The organism is Methylobacterium sp. J-077, assembly GCF_022829365.1.
In the GTDB taxonomy this organism is placed as follows: domain Bacteria; phylum Pseudomonadota; class Alphaproteobacteria; order Rhizobiales; family Beijerinckiaceae; genus Methylobacterium.
In genome coordinates this window covers 42,894-63,571 of record NZ_JAKSYJ010000137.1, presented here as the reverse complement: position 1 = coordinate 63,571, position 20,678 = coordinate 42,894, and the positions used below count along the sequence as shown (strand labels likewise).

The window sequence follows — 20,678 nt, the reverse complement described above, 5'->3', positions numbered from 1 at the left end:
ATTCCGGGGCGCCGCAGGCGAGCCCGGAATCCAGAGCCGCCGAAAGCGCAAGGTTTGCTCAACCTGTGTTTCTGGATCCCGGGCTCCGCTTCGCGGCCCCGGGATGACAAGGAGAGTGATCGAACGACCAGAGAACTCTCACGTCCTCCGACATCCGGTGATCCCGGACGCCTGAGCCCTCAATACGGCCGGTCGGGATTCAGGTACGACGAACTCCCGGGCGGGGTCGGTGCCGTAACGCCGAGCGCCACGAGCTCAGCCGAACGGCGGCCTTCGGCGATCCGATCGAGCACCGCGATCAGCAGCCAGGGACACGCGATCCCGATGAAGAACGCCATGTGATCCTCCGAGGCCGGATCTGGGAATTGTCCAGCTTCGGACGATGATAGGCCGGCCAGGGCCGTCCGCAAGCGGCGCCCCGGCGGTTTTGCGTCAGAGCCAGCCCTGAAGCTCGCGGCGCACCACGTGCTCGATGACTTTCATCCCGAGGTCGGAATCGTTGAGGCACGGGATGTAGGCGAAGCGCTCGCCGCCGTTGCCCTCGAAATAGTGGCGGTTCTCGCCGTCGAGTTCCTCCAGCGTCTCCAGGCAATCCGCCGTGAAGCCCGGGGCGACGATCGCCATGCGCTTGACGCCGGACTTCGCCAGCTCCGTCACGGTCTCGTCGGTGTAGGGCTTCAGCCATTCCTCGTTGCCGAAGCGCGACTGGAAGGTCACCCGCATGCGCTCGGGCGACATCCCCAGGGCTTCGCGGATCAGCCGGCCGGTCTTGTGGCACTGGCAATGGTAGGGATCGCCCTTGAGCAGGTAGCTGCGCGGCACGCCGTGGAACGAGGTCAGGATCACCTCGGGCTCGAAATCCAGCTTGGCCAGGCCCTGCCGGATCGAATCGGCCATGGCGGCGATGTAGACCGGGTCGTCGTGATAGGGCGGCGACACCCGCACGGTCGGCTGCCAGCGCATGTCCATCAACGCGCGGAACGCCTGGTCGCAGGCGGTGGCCGAGGTGGCGGCGGCGTATTGCGGGTAGAGCGGCACCAGCAGGATCCGGTCGCAGCCCTGGTCGAGCAGCGCCTGGAGCCGGTCGGCGACCTCCGGCTTGCCGTAGCGCATCGCCCAGTCGACCACCACCGAATCGCCCATCGCGGCCTGCAGGCGCTCGCTCTGGCCGCGGGTGGTGGTCTTGAGCGGACCTTCGTTGCGGGCGTTGTTCCAGACGCTGGCGTAGTCGCGGCCCTTCGGCCCCGGGCGCTTGGTCAGGATGATCAGGTTGAGCAGCGGCCACCAGATCAGCCGCGGCACCTCGATGACCCGCCGGTCCGACAGGAATTCCTTGAGGTAGCGCCGCATCGGCCAGTAGCTGGTGCCCTCGGGGGTGCCGAGATTCATCAGCAGGACGCCGACGCGGCCCCAGGCGACCTTCGGGTGATCGGCCGGCAGGCCGCCCGCGGCGGGGACCAGGGTCGCGAGGGGCCGGCCATCCGCCAGCGCGGCGGGTTCGACGCGTTCGTTCATGGCAGCGTTCCGGCGCCGCGCGCCGAGTCCTTCTTCTGGCTTCAGATAACCGGCAGCCGGCGCATGCGCTTGGGCTGGAGCTTTTCGGTGTCAGGCAGAGTCCCATGTAGGGTGCCGCGCCGCCCAGCGAAGGCCGGCTGCGACATGCTGCACCGGGCGTGCCATGCCTGGTCGAGCGCTCCTCCCTAGCCACCGCCGCCCCGCCCCGCAACCGCGAGATCCGATGTCCGACACCCCCGTGGCCGCCGCGCTCGCCGCCTTCCGCGCCTCCGGATCGCCGTGGCTGGCGCTGCCGTTCTTCGCCAGCGAAGCGGCCGACGCGGTGGCGGCCCGGGTCGATGCCCGGATCGCCGAAGGTGCGCGGGTGCTGCCGGCGCCGGCCGACATCTTCCGGGCGCTCAGCCAGACGCCGCTGCCGGCCGTGCGCGCGGTCATCCTCGGGCAGGACCCCTACCCGACGCCGGGCGACGCCAACGGTCTCGCCTTCTCGTATGTCGGCTCCGGCCGCCTGCCGGCGTCCCTGCGGGTGATCCTGGCGGAAGCCGGCTCCGACCGCGCCGCCGGCGGCGACCTGACCCCCTGGGCCCGGCAGGGCGTGCTGCTGCTCAACAGCGCGCTTACCGTGGAGGCCGGCAAGGCCGGCGCACATCTGCGCTATGGCTGGGCGGCGCTGACCGACGAGGCCGTCGCCGCGGTCTCGGCCCGTCCCGAACCGGCCGTCTTCCTGCTCTGGGGTGCCCCGGCCCGGGCCCGGGCGGCCCTGATCGATTCGGCGCGCCACGGCGTCTTCGAGAGCGGGCACCCCTCGCCGCTCAACCGCGCCCGGGACTTCCCGGGCTCGGATCCCTTCGGCCGGGCCAATGGCTGGCTGGCCGAGCACGGGGTGGCGCCGATCGACTGGCGGCTCGGTTAGAGTCTCACTGCGCCGGCTTAGCGGGGTCCGCCGGGGCCGGCGTGCCGGTGGTCTGCCCGACCGGGAGCAGGACGTTCTTGGCGACCGAGCCCTCCGGCCCGTACTCGCCGGCCACCGCCAGGCAGGCTTGGTCCCGGTTCTGGGCCATCTGGTTCGACATCAGCGTGAACATGGTCTGCACGTGGTTGCCGAACGGCCCGCGCGGCTGGACGTCTGCGGCCCGCACGTTCTGCTTCGCCAGCAGAGCCTCGAACGCCTCGGTGCCGATCGGGTAACCGCAGACATTCGCGGCCGCGAAGATGTAGGCGGCAAATTCCAGGGCCCGCGGCGACGGGGCATTGCGGATCTGCGCCTGCGCCGGCAGCGCGGCGAGGGTCAGGGCGAGGGCCGCGGCGTAGGGGGCGACCTGGCGTGTCGGGCGGTGCATGGGACGGCGTTTCCTGAGGTCCGGGGCGACCTCTTCCGGGCCGCCCGCGTCGACCGGGACATAGGCCGGCCCAGGCGCGTCGCCAATGCGACCGAATTCGCCTGCAAATTGCGGTCGGCCGTTCACCATCGATTCGGCATAGGCGCAGTCCCAGCCGCCCGCGGCCCCGAAATCCGCCCCGTGTTCCGGCGATCTGCGAACGTGAGACAGAGTGTTAACCGGCGCACGTCACGCCAAGGTCCACCGTTTATCCAGATCCAGGCGGTTCGCAGCGTATGTTTGGCGTGAACTCCACTGTCACAGACATTCCGGTCCCAACGCCGGCCCCCCGTGATCCCGACTGGCGCTTCCGCTCCGGCCTGGCCTCCGGGGAGCTCCGGCTGCTGCAGCCGCAGGCCGGCCCGGCCATCTGCCCCAACCGGGTCGCGCACTGGGCCTACGGCGAAGGCCTCCGGGCCGGCGAGACCGTCGCGCTGCTGGTCCGCGACCTCGGCCAGGCGGAGGCGATACGCCTCGGCCTCGCCCGGATCGGGATCCACGTCACCGGCCTCGACGGAAGCCGGCGCGGCGAAGCCCTCGCCGACAGCCTGGCCCTCTCGGGCGCCACGCTGGTGATCGTCGATACCGCCCTGGCCGACGCCTATGCCGGGGTGATGGGCCGGCTCGCCTCCTACCCGACCGTGTGGTGGAACGGCCCCGGCGCCGACTTCGCCAGCCTCGATCTCGCCCTGGCCGAGCAGGGCTGAGAAGCATCACGCTCGGGCGGGTTTCACCCGCGATCTGACACGAAGCCCGATCGCGCAGAGGCCGCGCGATCGCCGTTTCCGCGTCGGGCCGCGGTCTCGGCGGCCTCTTCAGCGCAGCCCGAACCGCGCGAGCCAGTCGTCGAGGGCCTCGTACCGGGACGGATCGTCGGGACACAGGCCGCTGCCGCATTCCGCTACCGTCGACACGCCATTGGCGAGGACGACACAGATGAACAGCAGCAGGCAGGCCTTCCGGAAGGCGCTGACGCTGTTCTGCTCGTCCCGCAGTTCCGGGCTGACGGCTCCCTCGCTCAGGAGCAGCACGCCGACGCCTACGATCATCGCCGCGAAGGCGATGAGAGCGAGCGTGTAGAAGTGCAGCCCGGCCAGCGTCGAGCCGTAGCCACCGGTCCCGGGGACAATGTGCAGGGCGACCTGCCGGGCCGACACGCAGGCTCCGGCCACGGCGCTCAAGATCACCACGCCGTAATGGGACGGTCGCGGACCGAAGCGGACGCTGAGCGCGAAGCCGATCCCCGCCGCCGCGAAGGCAGACCGTTGCAGAAGGCATAGCGGGCACGGCAATTCGCCGAGGTGGAACTGATACCCGAACGCCACGAGCAGGACGGCCGAGCAGCCGAGCAGCCCGAGGGCGTTGAGGGTCCGGACGTGAGAGGCGGTCATCACGCGATCCGCTCAGAAATCGAGGTGCAGCGTCGAGGTGGCGTGCGCGGCGAACAGCGCGAGCGTGCCCACCAGCGACACCAGCCAGAGTCCCAGGGCGATCCCGCGCCGCCCTGACAGGATGGCGACCGCACTCCCCGCGAAACCGACGAACGGCAGAACCATCATGGACATCGTTCCCGCTCGCAGGCGCAGCATCCCCGCGCGGGCCCGCCTCAGCCTCACGACCTTGCCGGGATGACGGTTTAACCTTTCGTGAAGCTGCCTTTTCGGGCGAGCGCCATCGCGAAACCGCCTCCGACCTGCTACCCTCCGGCCAACAGACCGGTCCCGTGCGCCAGGGAGGCCGGCGCCGGGAAACGCCTCATGACTGCAGCGGTAACCGCGGCCCCGTCCGCCGCCCCGACCCCAGCGGACGCCCCCGTCCTGCTCCGCCACGATGCCGACGGCATCGCGACCCTGACGCTGAACCGTCCGCAGGCGCGCAACGCCCTGTCGATGGCGCTGATGGGCGCGCTCCAGGCGCAGCTCGACGCGATCCGGGAGGATCCCGCGGTGCGCGTGGTGATCCTGCGCGGGGCGGGGCCCGCCTTCTGCGCCGGCCACGACCTCAAGGAGATGCGGGCCGACCCCTCCCGCACGGCGACCGAGGCGGTGTTCCGCACCTGCGCCCGCCTGATGCTGAGCCTCATGCGTTTGCCGCAGCCGGTGATCGCCCAGGTCCACGGCATCGCCACCGCGGCCGGCTGCCAGCTCGTCGCCACCTGCGACCTCGCCATCTGCGCCGAGGAGGCCCGGTTCGCCACGCCGGGCGTGCAGATCGGCCTGTTCTGCTCGACCCCGATGGTCGCCCTGTCGCGGGCGGTGTCGCGCAAGGCCGCCCTGGAGATGCTTTTGGTCGGCGAGCCGATCGACGCCGCGGAGGCGCGGCGGATCGGCCTGGTCAATCGCGTCGTGCCGGCCGCCGAATTGGACCACGCCGTCGCCGCACTGGCCCAACAGATCGCCGGGAAGGCCCGTCGGGTGCTGGCGATCGGCAAGGAGGCGTTCGGCCGTCAGATCGAGATGGGCCTGGAGGAGGCCTACGGCTACGCCGCCGAGGTGATGACCCGGAACATGATGATGGCCGACGCCCACGAGGGCATCGACGCCTTCATCGGCAAGCGGCCCCCGCGCTGGGAGCCCTGAGCCCCGCGCGATACGACGCAGGCCCCCGGCGTCGGGATCCGTAGGTTCTCGGGCCGCCCTGCCGTAGGATGACGCCATGTCCTGTCCTGCCGGGCGCGGCGCCTCCCTACGGAACGGCTGATGAGCAGCATCGACCTGTTCGGACTGACGCTCGCCTTCGTCGGCGCCATGCCGCCGCCCCGGCCGCCGCGTCCGCGGCCGGACCGCGCGACCTGGGCCGCCGCTCTGCTGTTCGGCGGTATCTGCCTCGGCACCGTCGGGCCGATGATCACGATCTGGAGCTTCCACCGGCCCTATGCCGAGGCCAAGGCGCGCTGCATCGCCGATGGCGGCCGGATCCTGTACGCGGCCCTCGACGGCAGCGGCCCCTACCGCTGCGCGCGCCCCGTAGGCGCTGCGGATACTGGCGCCCAGCCGGCCCTGCGGGCGTATTAAATCCGCGCCTCCGCGTTTCCTTCGGCTATATCCGGCGCCGTCTGACGCGAACCGGATGCCGAGACCTTGGAAGACGCGCTGTATCGATGGCTGCAATCCACCGCCCTGTTGCGGGCGGATGTCGCGGCGCTCATCGGCATCACCCTGGCGCTCGGCGTCACCCTGCATGCCCTGCTGCGCAAGCGCCGGGTCAGCGTCGCGGTCGGATGGATCGGGCTGGCCTGGCTGTCGCCGATCTTCGGCACCGCGCTGTACCTGACCTTCGGCATCAACCGGGTCTCCCGGCGCGCGCGCAAGCTGCGCACAAAACCCTCCGACGCGACGAACCTGCCCGATACCGACGATGCCGTGGTGCCGGAGGCGCTCTGGCCCCTCGACCGGGCGATCCGGCGCATCACCGGCCTGCCGGCGTTTTCCGGCAACGCCGTGCAGATGTTCCGCAACGGCGATACCGGCTACCCGGCCATGCTGGACGCGATCCGCGCGGCGAAGGCCAGCATCGGGCTGTCGAGCTACATCTTTCGCGACGACCCGATCGGTCGCGAATTCTGCGCGGCGCTGGCCGAGGCGCAGGCCCGCGGCGTCAAGGTCCGGGTGATCATCGACGGGATCGGCGGCGGCTACTTTCGCGCGCCGGTCTATCACCGCCTGACGGCGCTGGGCGTGCCGGCGGCGCTGTTCATGCACTCCGCCCTGCCCTGGCGGATGCCGTTCCTCAACCTGCGCTCGCACAAGAAGCTGCTGATCGTCGACGGGCGCGTCGCCTTCACGGGCGGCCTCAACATCTCGCAGCCGAACCGCGTGGCGCTGAAACCCGAGCACCCGATCCGCGACACGCATTTCCGGCTCCGCGGACCGGTGGTCGAGCAGCTGGCCGCGGCCTTCGCGGCCGACTGGGCGTTCGTCGACGGCGAGATCCTGGATTCCGCGCCCTGGTTCGCCGATCTGGAGCCGGAGGGGACCAGCATCGCCCGGGTGGTCACCTCGGGGCCGGATGCCGACGTGGAGAAGATCGAGCAGGTGGTCCTGCAGGCGCTGTCCTGCGCCCGCCGCACCGTCCGGTTCGTCACCCCCTACTTCCTGCCCGACGAGCTGGTCACCGGCGCCCTCGCCCAGGCCGCGACAAGGGGCATCATCGTGGACGTGATCATCCCCCGGGTGAGCGACCACCCGTTCATCGACTGGGCGACGCGGGCGCATCTCGACGCGCTGCTCAAGGCCGGCGTCCGGGTCTGGCTCGACGAGCCGCCCTTCGACCATTCCAAGGCGATTGTGGTGGACGACGTCTGGTGCTTCGTCGGCAGCGCGAATTGGGACATGCGCAGCTTCCGGCTCAATTTCGAGCTGAACGTCGAGATCATCGACCCGGAGCTCGCGGCCCAGCTCGACACGTTCATGCGCGGCAAGATGCAGGCGCGCCTCAGCCGGGAGGATCTCGCCGCGCGCGCATTGCCGATCCGTTTGCGCGACGCAGGCGTGCGACTGCTGCTGCCATACCTTTGAAGCGCGCGGGGGCGTGCGCCTCGGGCGCGGTCCCGAGATGGACCACGATCGGCCGGTGATCCGAGGGGCCGCGGGGCAGCACCGCGTGCGCGTGGCAGATCAGGCCGCGGGCGAGGCAGCGATCGAGCCGCAGCGGCAGCACGTCGACCATCGCGTGGGTCGGCCGGCGGGGGCCGACATCGCGAAAGCCCGGGATCATGGCCGGGCCGACGATGTTGTAGTCGCCGAGCACCGCGGCCCGTTGCGGCAATTCGCCGACGATGCAGCGCAGCTGCCGGCGGTTCAGCATCTGCCCGTGCGACAGGTGGACGTTGGCGATGCCGAACGTGCCGAGGTCGAGCACTTGGCAGACCCGGTGCACCAGGGCGCCGGCCGGGAGCGTGATCACCCGCGGCGGGGTCGGGAACGGTTTCGGGCTCCACATGGCGAGCCCGTGGATCCGCCCCGGGAGCGGCGCCCAGGCGTAATGGCCGCCGATCCGGTCGCGCAGGAAGCCGATCCCCCGGGTCGCCTCCTGCATCAGCAGCAGGTCGGGCTTCTCCTGCGCGACCAGGGCGACGACGTCGTCCACCGCCGCGCCGGTCCGCCGCAGCAGGTTCCAGCTCACGATCTTGAACGGGGCCTGCGGGCGATCCGCCGGCCGGATCGGGAGCGCCGAGGCGAGGCCGGAACGGTCCGGATGGGCGAAGCTGTTCATCAGGCCGGACTCGTACCTCACCGGGCGGTCCCGCCGCCACCGCCGCGCCTCAACGCGCCGGAGGCTCGAGCGTTCGCCAGGGTCTGAATCCGATCCGCTTTTGTGTAGGGTGGCTGCTTGCGCCCGAACCTAGCCGAGCGAGCACTCGTTGGTGCCTCCCGAAAGTGCCCATCCGTCGGTCGTCTGGGCACATCGCCTCAGGGTGGGCAGCTGAAGTCGGCTCGACGCCTGGCGGCGAACCTTCGGCTGTGCACCCGTGGCAGGAACCTGCTTCGTGGGCGGGCCCTGAAGCAAGGTCGAGCGCATTCGGGGATGGTCGATGAAGCAGTTGAGTGGGGCCGAGCCGGGCTCTGAAGATGGGGTTGTCCTACATCCTGCAGTGGACCCCGATGAGGTGACGGCCTCAGGACGCCATGCCCCGGGACGCCTCGCGCACTAGACGGGTCGACTGGTCGACGGCCTGCGTCGAGGAGGCGATCAGTCCGATACTCTGGCTGATGTCGGACACCGCGGCCGTCATCGCCTGCATGTTGGCCGACATATCCTGCGCGACCGCCGCCTGCTGCTCGATGGAGGCGGAAATGGATGCCGAGATTTCGTTCACCTCTCCAATGGTCTGCCCGATGCAAGCGATGGCCGCCGCGGCCTCGTTGGCGGCACCCTGGGTCTGGCCGATCTGGACGCTGATGCTCTCGGTCGCTTTGGCCGTCTGGGTCGCAAGGTTTTTCACCTCGGCAGCCACCACCGCGAAACCCTTCCCGGCCTCGCCCGCACGCGCCGCCTCGATGGTAGCGTTGAGCGCCAGCAGGTTCGTCTGGCTCGCGATCTTGTCGATCAAGTCGACGACCTCGCCGATGCGTTGGGCCGCTGCCGCCAAGCCTGCAACCACCGTCGAGGTGGCGTTCGCCTGTTCGACAGCACGGCCCGCAACGAGCAGGGCCCGCGCGACCTGCTGGCTGATCTCGCCGACGGAGGCTGCAAGCTCCTCCGCACCGGCTGCGACGCTCTGGGCGTTGCTGGATGCCTCCTCCGAGGCGCCCGCTGCGCTCACCGCTTGCTGCGAGGCCCGCGATACCGAGGAGGCGATGCCGTCGAGGTCGGCGTCGATGGCCTTGTGCAACCGCGCGCGTTCCTGGCGAGCCGTGACCGCCGCGGTGACGTCTGTGGCGAACTTGACTACCTTTACGAGGCGGCCCGAGGCGTCCTTGACGGGATTGTATGTCGCCTGGATCCAGACCTCACGGCCGCCCTTGGCGATGCGCCGGTATTCGGCGGACTGGAACTCGCCCCGGCGCAGCGCCTCCCAGAACGCGGCGTAGGCGCCCGAGCGCCGCTCGGCGTCGTCGACGAGCATCGAGTGGTGCTTGCCCCGGACCTCGTCGAGGCCGTAGCCGATGACCGCGAGGAAGTTCGGGTTGGCGGTGATCACGCTTCCGTCGAGCTCGAACTCGATGATGCCCTGCGACCGGTCGAGCGCCTGCAGCTTGCCCTCGGCGTCGGCGCTGCGCAGCTTGGCCTGCGTGATGTCCGTGGCGAACTTCACCACCTTCACGGGCTTGCCGGATGCGTCGGTAACCGGGTTGTAGGTCGCCTGGATCCAGACCTCGCGGCCGCCCTTGGCGATGCGCTTGTACTCGGCGGACTGGAACTCGCCCCGGCGCAGGGCCGCCCAGAACAGCTCGTAGTCCGGGCCCTGCTCGGACTTATCCACGAACAGGCGGTGGTGCTGGCCGCGAACCTCGTCGAGGCTGAAGCCGACGATGGCGAGGAAGTTCGGGTTGGCGGTGATCACGGTTCCGTCGAGCTCGAACTCGATGATGCCCTGCGACCGGTCGAGCGCCCGCAGATTACCCTCAGCGTCGGCGTTGCGCCGCTTCATGAAACCGAACATCGTTGCGCCCATCTTCGTTTGCAGAATTAGTTCCGTCGATACAGGAGAGCGTAGCTGCTGTGTGTTGACGTAAACTGTATTCGATCGCAGGAATGGCGGAATATTTTGCTAAAATTTGTAACGAATAGCGCTCTTTTCAGGACCGGAGGTGCGACGCGTTCTGAAAATGAATGGAAATAACTCAAGGCGGACTGGTTGGTGATGGGGGAATGCCGATATCCTAACGGAAGCTTACGACGCGAATGCCCGAACCGCGGCCTCACTCGTCTCAGCCAGGGCTCGGAAGGCACGGACCATGTCTAGATCGACCTTGCCGGCCATGCCCTTCAGAATGGCGTAGGCTTCACCACCGTTGAGCGCCCGCTTGTAGGGGCGCCGCTCGATCAGGGCACCGAAGACGTCGCAGACCGTGACCAGCCGAACCAAATCGGGGATCTGGTGAGCCCGCAGGTTGTCGGGATAGCCGGAGCCGTCCAGCGCCTCGTGGTGCGAGCGCACCACACCGAGCATCTCGTCAGGATAGTCCTGGCCGCACAGCATTTCGTGGCCGAGAACCGGGTGCCTGCGCATCACGGCCATCTCCTCGGCATCCAGCCGGCCAGGCTTGTTCAGGATGGACAGCGGGATACGGGACTTGCCGAGGTCGTGCAGGAGCGCGGCTTGAGTCAGCCGCTCGCAGTCGGACCGCCCCAGGCCGAGCTTCTGGCCGAAGCCGGCAGCGAGGCCGGCTACCAGCAAGCAGTGCTGGTGCGTCGCGTCGTCGAACCGCAAGACCACGTCGAGCCAGGTGCGGATGTCGGCCTTACTCAGTGCGTCGACGACGAGTATGGCGCCATCGGCAATCAGGGATGCTTCCGGAGCCCTCCCGGAGCGACCGAGGTCGAACATCCGTTCGAGCACGTGGTCGGCGGCGGCCACACTGGCCGTGGTGGCGGTCACAGCATCGGAATCGGGTTTGGCGGCGATCAGGCCGTACAAGGCTTGTGCCAGCGAACCGGCGGCATCCTCGGCCTTCAGGATCCGGTCGGCGCCCAGCGCCTGCGCCTGTGCCCGGGCCCTGGGCGTGTCCTCGTGCATCAAGCACAAAAGGGGAGGACGCCGCGGTCCCAGCCGGTCGAGGTGCTTCCGCAAGCCGGCGACCTGCGGCGAGCGAGAAAGTGACAGATCGCTGACTACGGCCATCACCGCATCCCGGGACGGGACCTCGGTGACCTCGAAGGGGTCAAGAAGGTCGATGACGACCGGAGAGCCGAGGGTCTCCAGGTTCCTGGCGAACCTGCGACCACGTGCGGGCGCGTCGGTGAGGAAGAGGATCGCGTTCATCGTGCCCATCGAACATTGGCGCTCTCATGGGAATACTGATTACACGCCCGTTCCTACCGGCGAATGATGTCTAATGGGAAAGTCCTGGGGTAATCGGCGAGTTTCGCCAGCTGGTATGCCGGAAAACCTATCGCGTTATTCCAACGTTAAGGTTTGGATGGCGTGGAATCGCTCAGTGCAAAGCAGGCAGGTTGGGCAGGAGGGATGGATGCCGACACGTCCGTTGATGCAGAAGGGAGAGGCCAGACACGCCCCATCTCACGCCTTCTCGTCCAGGCACTTCCTCAAGCTGATCGAGGACACGGGCGAGGTCGGCTTCTGGTCGGCGGATATGCGCACGGACCGGCTGGAAGCCTCGGTGGGTCTCTACCAAATCCTGGGGCTCGACCCATCGCAGGAAATGACCTTCGGGTTTGGCCTCGACATGATCCACCCGGAGGACCGAGCTGCCCACGGCGACCAGATCACCGTTCTGCGCAGCGGGCAGCCCATCGCCCGCGAGTTCCGGATCATCCGTCCGGACCGGACTAAGCGCTGGATCCTGCACCGTGCCGAAGTCGTGCTCGGTTCAGACGGCAAGCCGATCCAGGGTATGGGCGTGGTGTTCGACGTCACCGCGCGCCATGACAGCGTGCGCTCGATGGAGCAACGGCACGACAGGTTCAACGCCCTGCTCAGCGCCACTGCGGCGGTGTTCTGGATCAATGGTCCCGACGGGGAGCCGCTTGAGATGCCGCAATGGCAAGCGCTCACCGGGCAAAGCCATGCGCAGATGAGCGGACAAGGTTGGCTCGAGGCCATCCACCCCGACGACCGGCATCGCACGGCGGCGGCCTGGATGACCGCAGTCTCGCACACGACGCCCTACAACACCGATTACCGCATCCTGTGCGCAGACGGGGTCTATCGCTGGTTCAACGCGCGCGGGGTGCCGATCCTGAACCGAGATGGCTCGGTGCGCGAGTGGGTCGGGGTGTGCCTCAGCGTACCAGGGCAGAACCGATACGGTTCATCCAAGAGCTGCGCCGCCGGAGCGCCGTCCATCCCCGACATCGAGCAGCAGATCCTGACCCCGGCGCAGATCCGCGGCGCGCGTGGCATCACCGGCCTCTCGAAAGACGAGTTGGCGCGTCGAGCGAACGTGTCCGTCTCGACCATCGTGCGGTTGGAGGACGGGGCTTCTGGCGTGCGGCCCCGTATCGACACGGTATTGGCGGTGCGACAAGCGCTTGAGCAGGCGGGCATCGAGTTCACCTTTGAACCGAACGGCAAACCGGGCCTTCGCGAGGTCTGATGGGCCCGTTGGCCGTCACCGCGGCAATTCCCGGGAGGGGCTTACAGACGGCTCATCACAGGTGGTTCTCGGCATGGAGCCACAGCACCGTCGTCAGCGCCTCTCGGAAGGGAGGGATGCAGCGCGGTCGGGAACCAGACCTTCAATCCGGAACTGGTCCCGGTGCTGCCAGATCCCGACCGCGCAGAGCCGGCGGCGTCGCCCTTCGTCTCGTGGCTCGGCGTTTGGCTGGAGGCATCCGGGCTGCCCTTTATGCTGCCCTTGTCCTGCATCGCACGCCCGGGTTGTCTGGATGAGGCACTCGGACCGATGCTGTTATCGTCAGCCGCGCGGGCGCCGCCGGTAAACACGAGGGGGCCGGCAAGCGCTGCGATGACATACGTCATAGTGCCTCCTCCCATAGCCCAATGTTAGGGCCGTCGAAGCGACGTCGTCCGTCTCTCCTTTGCAGAGAACTTAACAGCGGACGTTTCCAAGGCCTGCAATGGCTTGTGAGCGAACGGGATCGCGACGTCTGCGCTGATGCTTCCGCGGTGCAAAAGCGGACCGGCACGAATGCCACGCTCCCCGGACATCACCATCGCCAAGCGGAGTGCGTTCAGGCCCTCAGACCGTCACCCGTGCCCCGTGCCTGTGCAGCACTCGGTGCGCGGCGCTTGAGGCCGCACGCCCCGGCGGCCTAAGACCGCCGCTCACCGATCGCTCACCGGAGGCCGATGTCGGGCTTCAGCTTCATCCACGCGGCGGACCTGCATCTCGGCAGCCCGCTCTCGGGCCTCGCGACGCGCGACGCGGAGCTCGCCCGGCGCCTCGCCACGGCCGGGCGGCAGGCGTTCGAGGATCTCGTCACCCAGGCGATCGAGCGGCGGGTCGCCTTCGTGGTCGTGGCCGGGGACATCTACGACGGCGACTGGGCCGACAACACGATCGGGCTGTTCTTCGCGCGCCAGGTGGCCCGCCTCGACCGGGCCTCCATCCCGACCATCCTGGTGCGCGGCAACCACGACGCGGAGAGCGTGATCACCCGCGCGATCACCCTGCCGCCCTCGGTGCACGTCTTCTCCGCGGCCCGGGCCGAGACCCTGCGCCTCGAATCCCTCCGCGTCGCCGTGCACGGGCGCAGCTTCCAGGCCCGGGCCGTGGAGGAGAACCTGTCGCTGACCTATCCGGCCGCCCTGCCCGGCTGGTTCAACCTCGGCGTGCTGCACACCTCCTGCACCGGCCACGCCGCCCACGAGACCTACGCCCCCTGCTCCATCGCCGACCTGACCGCCCGGGGCTACGATTACTGGGCGCTCGGCCACATCCACGAGTATGCCGAGCTGTCCCAGGATCCCTGGATCGTGTTCCCCGGCAACATCCAGGGCCGGAGCGTGCGCGAATGCGGCGCGAAGGGCGCGGTCCTGGTCGAGGTCGCCGACGGCCGCGTGACCGGATTGAGCCGCCTGCCCCTCGACCGGGCCCGGTTCGAGCAGGTCTCCGTCGATCTGAGCGCCGCCACGGACACCAGCGCGGCCCTCGAGACGGTGGAGGCGGCGCTGCGGCCCCTGGCGGAGGTCGCGGCCCAGCGCCTGGTGCTGGTCCGGGTCCACCTCGCCGGCATTACCCCGGCCCATGATGCGCTCTCGGCCGACCGGGAAAACGTCACCGCCGAGATCCAGGCCGCCGCCCACCGGCTGCACGAGGATATCTGGCTGGAGCGCCTGAAGATCGAGACCCGCCGGCCCCGCGCCCCGGTCGCGGCCTCCGGGGCGGCGATCGACCCGGCAGCGCTGCTGGCCGATCTCGACCGCGACCCGGAGTTCCGCAGCCGGGCCAAGGCGGCGCTCGCCGAGATCGGCGCCCGGATGCCGGCCAATGCCGCGGCGGAAGCCGATCTGGAGGCCGAGTTCGACGCGCTCTGCGCCGAGGCCGAGGCGCTGATCCTGGGCCGCCTCGGCGGCCGACACTGCTGAGGCGCGCACAATGCGGCTGATCCGCCTCGCCCTGGAGCGCTACGGCGCCTTCACCGACCGGACCGTGACCTTCCGGCCCGAGGCCCGCCTGCACGTGGTGCTGGGCGCCAACGAGGCCGGCAAGAGCACCGCGCTCGCGGCGGTCACCGACCTGCTGTTCGGCTTCGAGAAGACCACCCGCTACGCCTTCCTGCACGACATGCCGCTCCTGCGCCTCGGCGCCGAGGTCGAGGCCGCCGACGGGCGCCGCCTGGCGTTCCGCCGCCGCAAGGGCAACACCCGGACCCTGATCGACGCCGCCGAGGCGCCGCTGCCCGACGACGCCCTTGCGCCGTTCCTCGGCGGCATCTCCCGCACCGTGTTCTGCCGCGCCTTCGGCCTCGATGCCGGCAGCCTGCGGGCCGGCGGGCGCGAGATGGTGGATGTCGAGGGCGAGGTCGGTGCCAGCCTGTTCGCGGCGGGCTCCGGGTTGCGCGGCCTCACCGAGCTGCAGGCCGCCCTCGACGCGGAAGCCGACGGCATCTTCGCGCCCCGCCAGGCCAAGCACCGGACCTTCTACCAGGCGCTGGAGCGGCACGAGACCGCCCGCAAGGCGATCCGCGAGAAGGGCCTGCGCGCCGGCGACTGGCGCGCGCTCAACGACGAGATCGCCGCGGCCGCCCAGCAGCTCGACGCGCTCCGGGCCGAGCGCGAGCGCGTGGCCACCGAGCGCGCCCGGCTGGAGCGTCTGAAGCGCGCCCGGCCGATCGTCGCCGAGATCGACGCCCTGGACGACCGGATCGCCGCCCACGCCGGCCTCGCCGAGGCGGATGCCGCCTGGATCGAGCGCCTGGGCGCCGCCCTCGAACGCTGCCGCACGGCCGAGGCCGAGGCGGCGCGCGCTGATACCGCCCTCGCCCGGGCGCGTGGCGAGGCCGAATCCGTGCCGGTCGAGCCGGGGCTGATCCTGCGGGCCGACGAGATCCTGGCGGCGTTCAGCGGCACCAGGGAGTTCGAGAAGGGCGGCATCGACCTGCCCCGGATCGAGGGCGACGCCCACAAGGTCGGGCTCGACCTGGAACGCCTGCGCACCCGGATCGGCGCCCCGGATCTCACGGCCCTTGAGGCGAACCAGCCCACCGACGCCGCCCGCGCCCGGGTCGAGCGGCTGATCCGCGACGGCAGGACGCTCGCCGCCACGGAGGACCAGCTCGCCCGGGACGCCGCCGCGGCCCGGGCCGAGCGCGACCGGCTGGCCCGGGAGGTCGAGGCCGCCGGCGCAACCCACGATCCGACGCCGCTCCGTGAGGCCCTGAAGCCGCTCGCCAGGCTGCACGAGCGCCTCACCGCCCACGAGGCCATGGACACCGCGATCCGCCGGGAGACGGCGCTGCTGCGCAACCAGGCGGCGCGTCTGTCGCCGCCGGTGGCCGACACCGCGGCGCTCGCCCGGATGCCGCTGCCCAAAGCCGACACCGTCGCGCGCTATCGCGGCCTGCTCGACGGCAAGCGGCGCGAGCAGGAGCGCGCCGCCGACCGCCGGGACGCGGCCCGCGCCCGGGCCGACGCCACCCGCACCCGCCTGCGCGAGCACGAGGCCGGCCGGCCGATCGCCACCCAGGATCGGCTCGAGTCCGTGCGGGCCGCGCGCGACGTCGCCTTCATGCCCCTGCGCGACGCCCTCGCGGCCGGCCGGATCACCGAGCCCGGCACCCTTGCCGCCTACGAACGCGCCCTGTTCGAGGCGGACCGCCTCGCGGACGAGCGCGCCACGGACGCCGCAAGGGTCGCGGCTCACGCGGCCGATCTCGACCGTCTCGCCGCCGAGGATGCGGCGCTCGCGGCGGCCGAGCAGATGCTCGCCGGGATCGCCGACGAGATCGACGAGGGCGAGGCCGCCTGGCGTGAGGCCTGGCAGCCCGCCGGCCTCGTGCCCGGTCCCCCGGCCGAGATGGCGGCCTGGCTCGCCGAGACCGAGAACCTGATCGAGGCCGAGCAGCGGCTGGCCGAGCAGCGGATCGAGCGGGACCATCTGCAGATCCGGATCGAATCCGCCCGGGCGCCGCTGGCCGATCTGTTCAACCGTGCCGGGCTCGAACCGGCTCCGGATGGTGATATCGGCCGGGCCTTCGAGCGGCTCGAAGCGCGGGTCGCCACCCTGGCGAGCCGCTGGGAGGCGAATCTTCAGACCGGCGGCCTGCTGCGCGCCGCCGCAGCGACCGCGGAAAGGCTGGACGCGGCTCTGGCCGAGACTGCTTCGCGCCGGGCCGCCTGGCAGGCCGAATGGGCGGAGGCGCTGCTTCCCCTCGGCCTCGCCGCCAGCGCCCGGCCCGAGGAAGCCGAGAGCGCCCTCGAAGCCTGGCGCGCGGTGCCCGACCGCCTCACGGCCCGGGCAGATCTGCAGCGCCGGGCGGCCGGTCTCCGGCGCGACAGGGAGGCGTTCCGGGTCGGCGCAGCGGCCCTGGTCGACGCCCTCGCCCCGGACCTCGCCGACACGCCGCCCACCGGCGCGATCCGCACCCTGCATGCCCGCCTGGTCGCGGCCCAGGCCCGGGAGGCGCGCCGGGCCGAGCTGGACCGGCGCCTGGAGGAGGCCGAGGCCGCCCTGCGTATCGCCATCGGCCTGCGCGACGCCGCCCGGACGGACCTGACCCGCCAGGTCGCCGAGACCATGCCGGATCTGGCCGAGGCGCAGACGGCCGCCATCGAAGACATATTCGGCCGGCTGAGTGCCCGGGAGACGCTCCGAGCCGAGCGGCTCCGGCTGCGCGGCAGCCTCGCCGGGGCCGCCGACGGCCTGCCCGAATCCGAGATCCGCGCCGGCCTCGACGCCCTGCCCCCTGAGGCCGTGGAGGCGGAACTGGCCCGGCTCGCCATGGAGGCCGAGGAGCAGGCCGAGCGCGGCCAAGTCATCTTCGCCGACCGGGACCGGGCCGAGCGGCGCCGGGCCGAGCTCGAAGGCGGCAGCGGCGCCGAGCTGGCCGCCGCCGAGCGCAAGGCGGCGGAAGCCGACCTTCAGGCCGCGTCCCGCTCCTGGGCGGTGCTGCGGCTCGCCGGCCTGATGCTCGGCCAGGCGGTGGCCCGGCACCGGGCCGGGCAGCAGGATCCCCTGGTGGCCCGCGCCGGCGCCCTGTTCCGCGCGCTCACCGGCGGCGCCTTCACCGGCCTCGCCCAGACCTACGACGAGGCCGACACCCCCAAGCTCGCCGGCCAGCGTGCGGGCGGCGGGCTGGTCGGGATCGAGGCGCTCAGCGAGGGCACCCGCGACCAGCTCTACCTCGCCCTGCGCCTGGCCTACCTGGAAGACTACGCCGGCCGCGCCGAGCCGGCGCCGTTCATCGGCGACGATCTGTTTTCAACGTTCGACGAGGCCCGTACTGGCTACGGCCTCGACGCGCTCGCGGAGATCGGCGCCAGCGTCCAGCCGATCCTGTTCACCCACCATCGCCACGTGGCCGAGATCGCAAGGGATCGATTGGGGGACGCGGTGGATGTGCTGGAGTTGTAGGGGGCGGCGATCTACCGAAGCGGGCGTTTCTTCCTCACCTCTCGGCCGTGCAAGCGCATGTCAGCAAACCCTGCTCGAACAGGCTGCGACTTTTCCGATCCATCCGAGCCGCAACGCCAGCGCGATAAATCAGCTTGTCTTTCCGGCGCGCCGTGGGCGAGCCCGGAATCCCGAGCCTCCGATGGTGCGAGTCTTTGGTCTGTCAGCGGCTATGGATCTCGGGTTCCGCTTCGCGGCCCCGGGATGACAAGGAGGGTGATAGGGGCCGGTGACCTCCCACAGCCTTCAAGAGTGGCGCGCTTCGGAATGCGATAGCTCTACCCCGAGAGGGAGAGCGCACACCATAACTGGGGACCTCCCATCGCACCTCGATGAATTTACCCAAGCCATCGAGAGATCAAGCGTGTCGGCCCGGCCGAGTCTCGTGGTGCGATGCCCGTAACGCAGCGACCCGAGCCGACAAATCCTCGCGGGCGACCGCTTCCCGAGCCGTCATGAGACGCCACACATGGCCGAAGGGATCCACGAACTGGCCGACACGGTCGCCCCAGTAGGCGTCCTCGACGGCAGACCCCTCGCTATACAGCCGCGCGCCCGCTTCCAAAGCCCGGGAGATCGCGTCATCCACGTCGGAGACGTAGAGGGAGAAAAGGGCCGTCGTGGTCCCGGCGGAATGCGGCGCACGCGGCCAATCCCGGCGGGGGGCTTCCGACCAACGCGGATTTTCCAGTCCGACGCAGAGATGCACATCGCCGAGGCGCATCTCGATGGCGGTGACGATCCCGCGCGCGAGGCCGTGGATCGGCTCGTCCAGCGTTGTGCGAGCCGTTTCTTCGGCGCCTAGAACCGTCCGATAGAAGTTCGCCGCCGCCGCCACGTCCTGGACCAGCACGGATAGGCCGAATTGACCGGGCTTGTGTCCGCCAATGATCGCCATCGCCGATTCCCCTGCTGGTCCGAGTCGAATGCTAGCACCACAAAAGCTGGGAAAACATACGGGACCACCCCGATTTGCTCGCACGGCTCTTGGCGAAAGCGCGATCGGGGTGCGCGCGTGCCCCTGCGCTAAGCCCCTAGATACCGCCCCTCCAGATGCGCCCGGAACGCCGCCGTCCCGAGGGGCGCCCCCGTCGCCCGGGTGAGCAAATCATCGGTCCCGAGCAGGCTGCCGACCTCGTGGACGTTGGCGCGCAGCCAAGTGCGCAGCGGCGCGAAATCGCCCGTCGCGAGGCAGCCCGGCAGGGCGGGCTCGGCCGCCCGGGCCGCCCGGAACAGCTGCGCCGCCGCCAGCGCCCCGAGCGTGTAGGTCGGGAAGTAGCCGAAGGCGCCGCTCGGCCAGTGGATGTCCTGCAGGCAGCCGAGGCGGTCGTCCGGCACGGTGAGGCCGAGGAGGTCGCGTAGGCCTTCGTTGAAGGCGCCCGGCAGGTCGGCCACCGCGAGGTCGCCCGCGATCATCGCGGTCTCCAGCCGGTAGCGCAGCAGGATATGGGCCGGGTAGGTCGCCTCGTCGGCATCGACCCGGATGAAGCCCGGCCGGACCTGGGTGTTCAGCGCGTGCAGGTTCTCCGGCGACCATTCCGGCCCGGAGCGGCCGAACGCCTCGCGCAGCAGCGGCGCCAGGTAGGTGAAGAATTCCCGGCTGCGGCAGGCCTGCATCTCGACGATGAGCGACTGGCTCTCGTGCAGGCTCATGCCCCGGGCGGCGCCCACCGGCTGGTGCCGCCAGGCGGCGGGGCGGCCCTGCTCGTAGAGAGCGTGGCCGGTCTCGTGCAGCACGCCCATCAGGGCGCGGCCGAAATCGGCCTCGTCGTAGCGGGTGGTGATGCGCACGTCGTCGGTGGCGCCGCCGCAGAACGGGTGCAGGCTGATATCGAGCCGGCCGCGGGCGAAATCGAAGCCGAGGGCGGTCATCAGCTTGAGGCCGAGCGCGCGCTGCGTGCCGGTGTCGAACGGCCCCTCCAGGGGCAGCGGCGCCGGGCGCGAGGCCTGGATCGCCCGGGCGCGGGCGATCAGGTCCGGCAGCCAGCTCGTGAGGTCGGCAAACAGCGGGTCGATCACCGCCCGGCGCATGCCGGGATCGTAGCTGTCGAGCAGCGCATCGTAGGGGTCGAGCCCCAGCGCCGCGCCCTTGGCCTGCCCGATCTCCCGCTGGAGCCGCAGCACCTCGGCGAGATACGGCGCCAGCCGGGCGAAATCGGAGTCCCGGCGCGCCTCGCGCCAGACCATCTCGGACCGGGACACCGCCCGCGAGCTGGCTTCCACGAGGTCCCGGGGTACGGCGCCGGCATGCGCCTGAGCCCGGCGCATCTCCCGCAGATTGGCCGCCGTCCAAGCATCCAGACCGCCCTGCCGCTCGGCTGCGGCGAGTTCATCCCGCGTCTCGGGGGCGGTCAGGATCTCGTGCGCCAGCCCGCGCAGGATCGCCAGCTGGTCGCCGCGCGCCTCGGCCGCCCCGTCCGGCATCAGCGTCTGCGCATCCCAGCCGAGGATCCCGGCCGCGCCTTCCAGGGCCGCCAGACGGGAGAAGCGCTGTTCGAGGGTCTGATAGGCGGTCATGCGATCATCCGTTCCGGTCGGTTCGCGATCGTTGCGGCCCCGCGGGATCGAGCCCGCGGAGACC

At 70.5% G+C, this 20,678-nt stretch carries 18 protein-coding genes; 8 read left to right on the top strand and 10 right to left on the bottom strand.

What is annotated here, in order from left to right:
* Positions 1 to 179 precede the first annotated feature (179 nt).
* Both MKL11_RS16670 and hemH read right to left on the bottom strand, forming a co-directional pair.
* Positions 180 to 338 (bottom strand): hypothetical protein, encoded by a 159-nt coding sequence (locus MKL11_RS16670; RefSeq protein WP_243945216.1) that lies wholly within the window; start codon positions 336 to 338, stop codon positions 180 to 182.
* A gap of 94 nt (positions 339 to 432) precedes the next feature.
* Positions 433 to 1,515, bottom strand: coding sequence for a ferrochelatase (gene hemH, locus MKL11_RS16665; RefSeq protein ID WP_243945215.1), 1,083 nt, complete (start codon positions 1,513 to 1,515; stop codon positions 433 to 435).
* 223 nt (positions 1,516 to 1,738) lie between these two features.
* Between hemH and MKL11_RS16660 the strand changes: the two genes are divergently transcribed.
* Positions 1,739 to 2,428 (top strand): uracil-DNA glycosylase, encoded by a 690-nt coding sequence (locus MKL11_RS16660; RefSeq protein ID WP_243945214.1) that lies wholly within the window; start codon positions 1,739 to 1,741, stop codon positions 2,426 to 2,428.
* 4 nt (positions 2,429 to 2,432) lie between these two features.
* On the opposite strand, the gene MKL11_RS16655 is transcribed toward MKL11_RS16660, so the two are convergent.
* Positions 2,433 to 2,855, bottom strand: coding sequence for a hypothetical protein (locus MKL11_RS16655; RefSeq protein WP_243945213.1), 423 nt, complete (start codon positions 2,853 to 2,855; stop codon positions 2,433 to 2,435).
* A gap of 275 nt (positions 2,856 to 3,130) precedes the next feature.
* On the opposite strand from MKL11_RS16655, the gene MKL11_RS16650 reads away from it, so the two are divergent.
* Entirely contained in the window at positions 3,131 to 3,601 is a 471-nt protein-coding gene (locus tag MKL11_RS16650; protein WP_243945212.1) for an AMP-dependent synthetase, read from the top strand.
* Between the two features lie 108 nt (positions 3,602 to 3,709).
* Here MKL11_RS16650 and MKL11_RS16645 read toward each other — a convergent pair whose 3' ends face one another.
* Complete coding sequence (locus tag MKL11_RS16645; protein ID WP_243945211.1) at positions 3,710 to 4,285, bottom strand: disulfide bond formation protein B; 576 nt, start codon at positions 4,283 to 4,285, stop codon at positions 3,710 to 3,712.
* Positions 4,286 to 4,297: 12 nt separating this feature from the next.
* Positions 4,298 to 4,453 carry a DUF5993 family protein gene (locus tag MKL11_RS16640; RefSeq protein ID WP_243945210.1) on the bottom strand — a complete coding sequence of 52 codons (156 nt, stop codon included), beginning with the start codon at positions 4,451 to 4,453 and terminating at the stop codon, positions 4,298 to 4,300.
* Positions 4,454 to 4,651: 198 nt separating this feature from the next.
* On the opposite strand from MKL11_RS16640, the gene MKL11_RS16635 reads away from it, so the two are divergent.
* The 3 genes from MKL11_RS16635 to MKL11_RS16625 all read left to right on the top strand — a co-directional run bounded on the left by MKL11_RS16635 (position 4,652) and on the right by MKL11_RS16625 (position 7,411).
* Positions 4,652 to 5,473, top strand: a complete 822-nt coding sequence (locus MKL11_RS16635) for an enoyl-CoA hydratase (protein WP_243945209.1) — start codon at positions 4,652 to 4,654, stop codon at positions 5,471 to 5,473.
* 120 nt (positions 5,474 to 5,593) lie between these two features.
* Positions 5,594 to 5,908, top strand: a complete 315-nt coding sequence (locus MKL11_RS16630) for a hypothetical protein (RefSeq protein ID WP_243945208.1) — start codon at positions 5,594 to 5,596, stop codon at positions 5,906 to 5,908.
* A gap of 66 nt (positions 5,909 to 5,974) precedes the next feature.
* Positions 5,975 to 7,411 (top strand): phospholipase D-like domain-containing protein, encoded by a 1,437-nt coding sequence (locus MKL11_RS16625; protein WP_243945207.1) that lies wholly within the window; start codon positions 5,975 to 5,977, stop codon positions 7,409 to 7,411.
* On the opposite strand, the gene MKL11_RS16620 is transcribed toward MKL11_RS16625, so the two are convergent.
* The 3 genes from MKL11_RS16620 to MKL11_RS16610 all read right to left on the bottom strand — a co-directional run bounded on the left by MKL11_RS16620 (position 7,329) and on the right by MKL11_RS16610 (position 11,322).
* Complete coding sequence (locus MKL11_RS16620) at positions 7,329 to 8,108, bottom strand: endonuclease/exonuclease/phosphatase family protein (RefSeq protein WP_243945225.1); 780 nt, start codon at positions 8,106 to 8,108, stop codon at positions 7,329 to 7,331. The two genes, MKL11_RS16625 and MKL11_RS16620, sit on opposite strands and share 83 nt — an antisense overlap.
* Before the next feature lie 403 nt (positions 8,109 to 8,511).
* On the bottom strand, positions 8,512 to 9,987 hold the full coding sequence (locus MKL11_RS16615) for a PAS domain S-box protein (RefSeq protein WP_243945206.1): 1,476 nt from the start codon (positions 9,985 to 9,987) through the stop codon (positions 8,512 to 8,514).
* Positions 9,988 to 10,230: 243 nt separating this feature from the next.
* A complete protein-coding gene (locus MKL11_RS16610; RefSeq protein ID WP_243945205.1) occupies positions 10,231 to 11,322 on the bottom strand; it encodes an HD-GYP domain-containing protein in 1,092 nt (363 codons plus the stop codon).
* Between the two features lie 208 nt (positions 11,323 to 11,530).
* Here MKL11_RS16610 and MKL11_RS16605 point away from each other — a divergent pair, with 208 nt between their 5' ends.
* The 3 genes from MKL11_RS16605 to MKL11_RS33110 all read left to right on the top strand — a co-directional run bounded on the left by MKL11_RS16605 (position 11,531) and on the right by MKL11_RS33110 (position 18,058).
* Positions 11,531 to 12,616, top strand: coding sequence for a PAS domain-containing protein (locus tag MKL11_RS16605; RefSeq protein WP_243945204.1), 1,086 nt, complete (start codon positions 11,531 to 11,533; stop codon positions 12,614 to 12,616).
* Between the two features lie 716 nt (positions 12,617 to 13,332).
* The gene (locus MKL11_RS16600) at positions 13,333 to 14,571 is read left to right on the top strand and encodes an exonuclease SbcCD subunit D (RefSeq protein ID WP_243945203.1); all 1,239 of its coding nucleotides are present in this window, start codon (positions 13,333 to 13,335) and stop codon (positions 14,569 to 14,571) included.
* Between the two features lie 10 nt (positions 14,572 to 14,581).
* Positions 14,582 to 18,058 carry a YhaN family protein gene (locus MKL11_RS33110; RefSeq protein ID WP_279600541.1) on the top strand — a complete coding sequence of 1,159 codons (3,477 nt, stop codon included), beginning with the start codon at positions 14,582 to 14,584 and terminating at the stop codon, positions 18,056 to 18,058.
* A gap of 397 nt (positions 18,059 to 18,455) precedes the next feature.
* On the opposite strand, the gene MKL11_RS16590 is transcribed toward MKL11_RS33110, so the two are convergent.
* Positions 18,456 to 18,995 (bottom strand): VOC family protein, encoded by a 540-nt coding sequence (locus MKL11_RS16590; RefSeq protein ID WP_243945202.1) that lies wholly within the window; start codon positions 18,993 to 18,995, stop codon positions 18,456 to 18,458.
* 128 nt (positions 18,996 to 19,123) lie between these two features.
* Positions 19,124 to 20,614 carry a carboxypeptidase M32 gene (locus tag MKL11_RS16585; RefSeq protein ID WP_243945201.1) on the bottom strand — a complete coding sequence of 497 codons (1,491 nt, stop codon included), beginning with the start codon at positions 20,612 to 20,614 and terminating at the stop codon, positions 19,124 to 19,126.
* Positions 20,615 to 20,678: the final 64 nt, after the last annotated feature.

What these genes read in the sequence shown, in the direction of transcription:
- MKL11_RS16645 (WP_243945211.1), bottom strand. Translation starts at nt 4,285, where the DNA reads ATGACCGCCTCTCACGTCCGGACCCTCAACGCCCTCGGGCTGCTCGGC.
- MKL11_RS16635 (WP_243945209.1), top strand. Translation starts at nt 4,652, where the DNA reads ATGACTGCAGCGGTAACCGCGGCCCCGTCCGCCGCCCCGACCCCAGCG.
- MKL11_RS16585 (WP_243945201.1), bottom strand. Translation starts at nt 20,614, where the DNA reads ATGACCGCCTATCAGACCCTCGAACAGCGCTTCTCCCGTCTGGCGGCC.
- MKL11_RS16660 (WP_243945214.1), top strand. Translation starts at nt 1,739, where the DNA reads ATGTCCGACACCCCCGTGGCCGCCGCGCTCGCCGCCTTCCGCGCCTCC.
- MKL11_RS16620 (WP_243945225.1), bottom strand. Translation starts at nt 8,108, where the DNA reads ATGAACAGCTTCGCCCATCCGGACCGTTCCGGCCTCGCCTCGGCGCTC.
- MKL11_RS16655 (WP_243945213.1), bottom strand. Translation starts at nt 2,855, where the DNA reads ATGCACCGCCCGACACGCCAGGTCGCCCCCTACGCCGCGGCCCTCGCC.
- MKL11_RS16670 (WP_243945216.1), bottom strand. Translation starts at nt 338, where the DNA reads ATGGCGTTCTTCATCGGGATCGCGTGTCCCTGGCTGCTGATCGCGGTG.
- MKL11_RS16630 (WP_243945208.1), top strand. Translation starts at nt 5,594, where the DNA reads ATGAGCAGCATCGACCTGTTCGGACTGACGCTCGCCTTCGTCGGCGCC.
- MKL11_RS16605 (WP_243945204.1), top strand. Translation starts at nt 11,531, where the DNA reads ATGCCGACACGTCCGTTGATGCAGAAGGGAGAGGCCAGACACGCCCCA.
- MKL11_RS16600 (WP_243945203.1), top strand. Translation starts at nt 13,333, where the DNA reads ATGTCGGGCTTCAGCTTCATCCACGCGGCGGACCTGCATCTCGGCAGC.
- MKL11_RS16610 (WP_243945205.1), bottom strand. Translation starts at nt 11,322, where the DNA reads ATGAACGCGATCCTCTTCCTCACCGACGCGCCCGCACGTGGTCGCAGG.
- MKL11_RS16650 (WP_243945212.1), top strand. Translation starts at nt 3,131, where the DNA reads ATGTTTGGCGTGAACTCCACTGTCACAGACATTCCGGTCCCAACGCCG.
- MKL11_RS33110 (WP_279600541.1), top strand. Translation starts at nt 14,582, where the DNA reads ATGCGGCTGATCCGCCTCGCCCTGGAGCGCTACGGCGCCTTCACCGAC.
- MKL11_RS16590 (WP_243945202.1), bottom strand. Translation starts at nt 18,995, where the DNA reads ATGGCGATCATTGGCGGACACAAGCCCGGTCAATTCGGCCTATCCGTG.
- MKL11_RS16640 (WP_243945210.1), bottom strand. Translation starts at nt 4,453, where the DNA reads ATGATGGTTCTGCCGTTCGTCGGTTTCGCGGGGAGTGCGGTCGCCATC.
- hemH (WP_243945215.1), bottom strand. Translation starts at nt 1,515, where the DNA reads ATGAACGAACGCGTCGAACCCGCCGCGCTGGCGGATGGCCGGCCCCTC.
- MKL11_RS16615 (WP_243945206.1), bottom strand. Translation starts at nt 9,987, where the DNA reads ATGAAGCGGCGCAACGCCGACGCTGAGGGTAATCTGCGGGCGCTCGAC.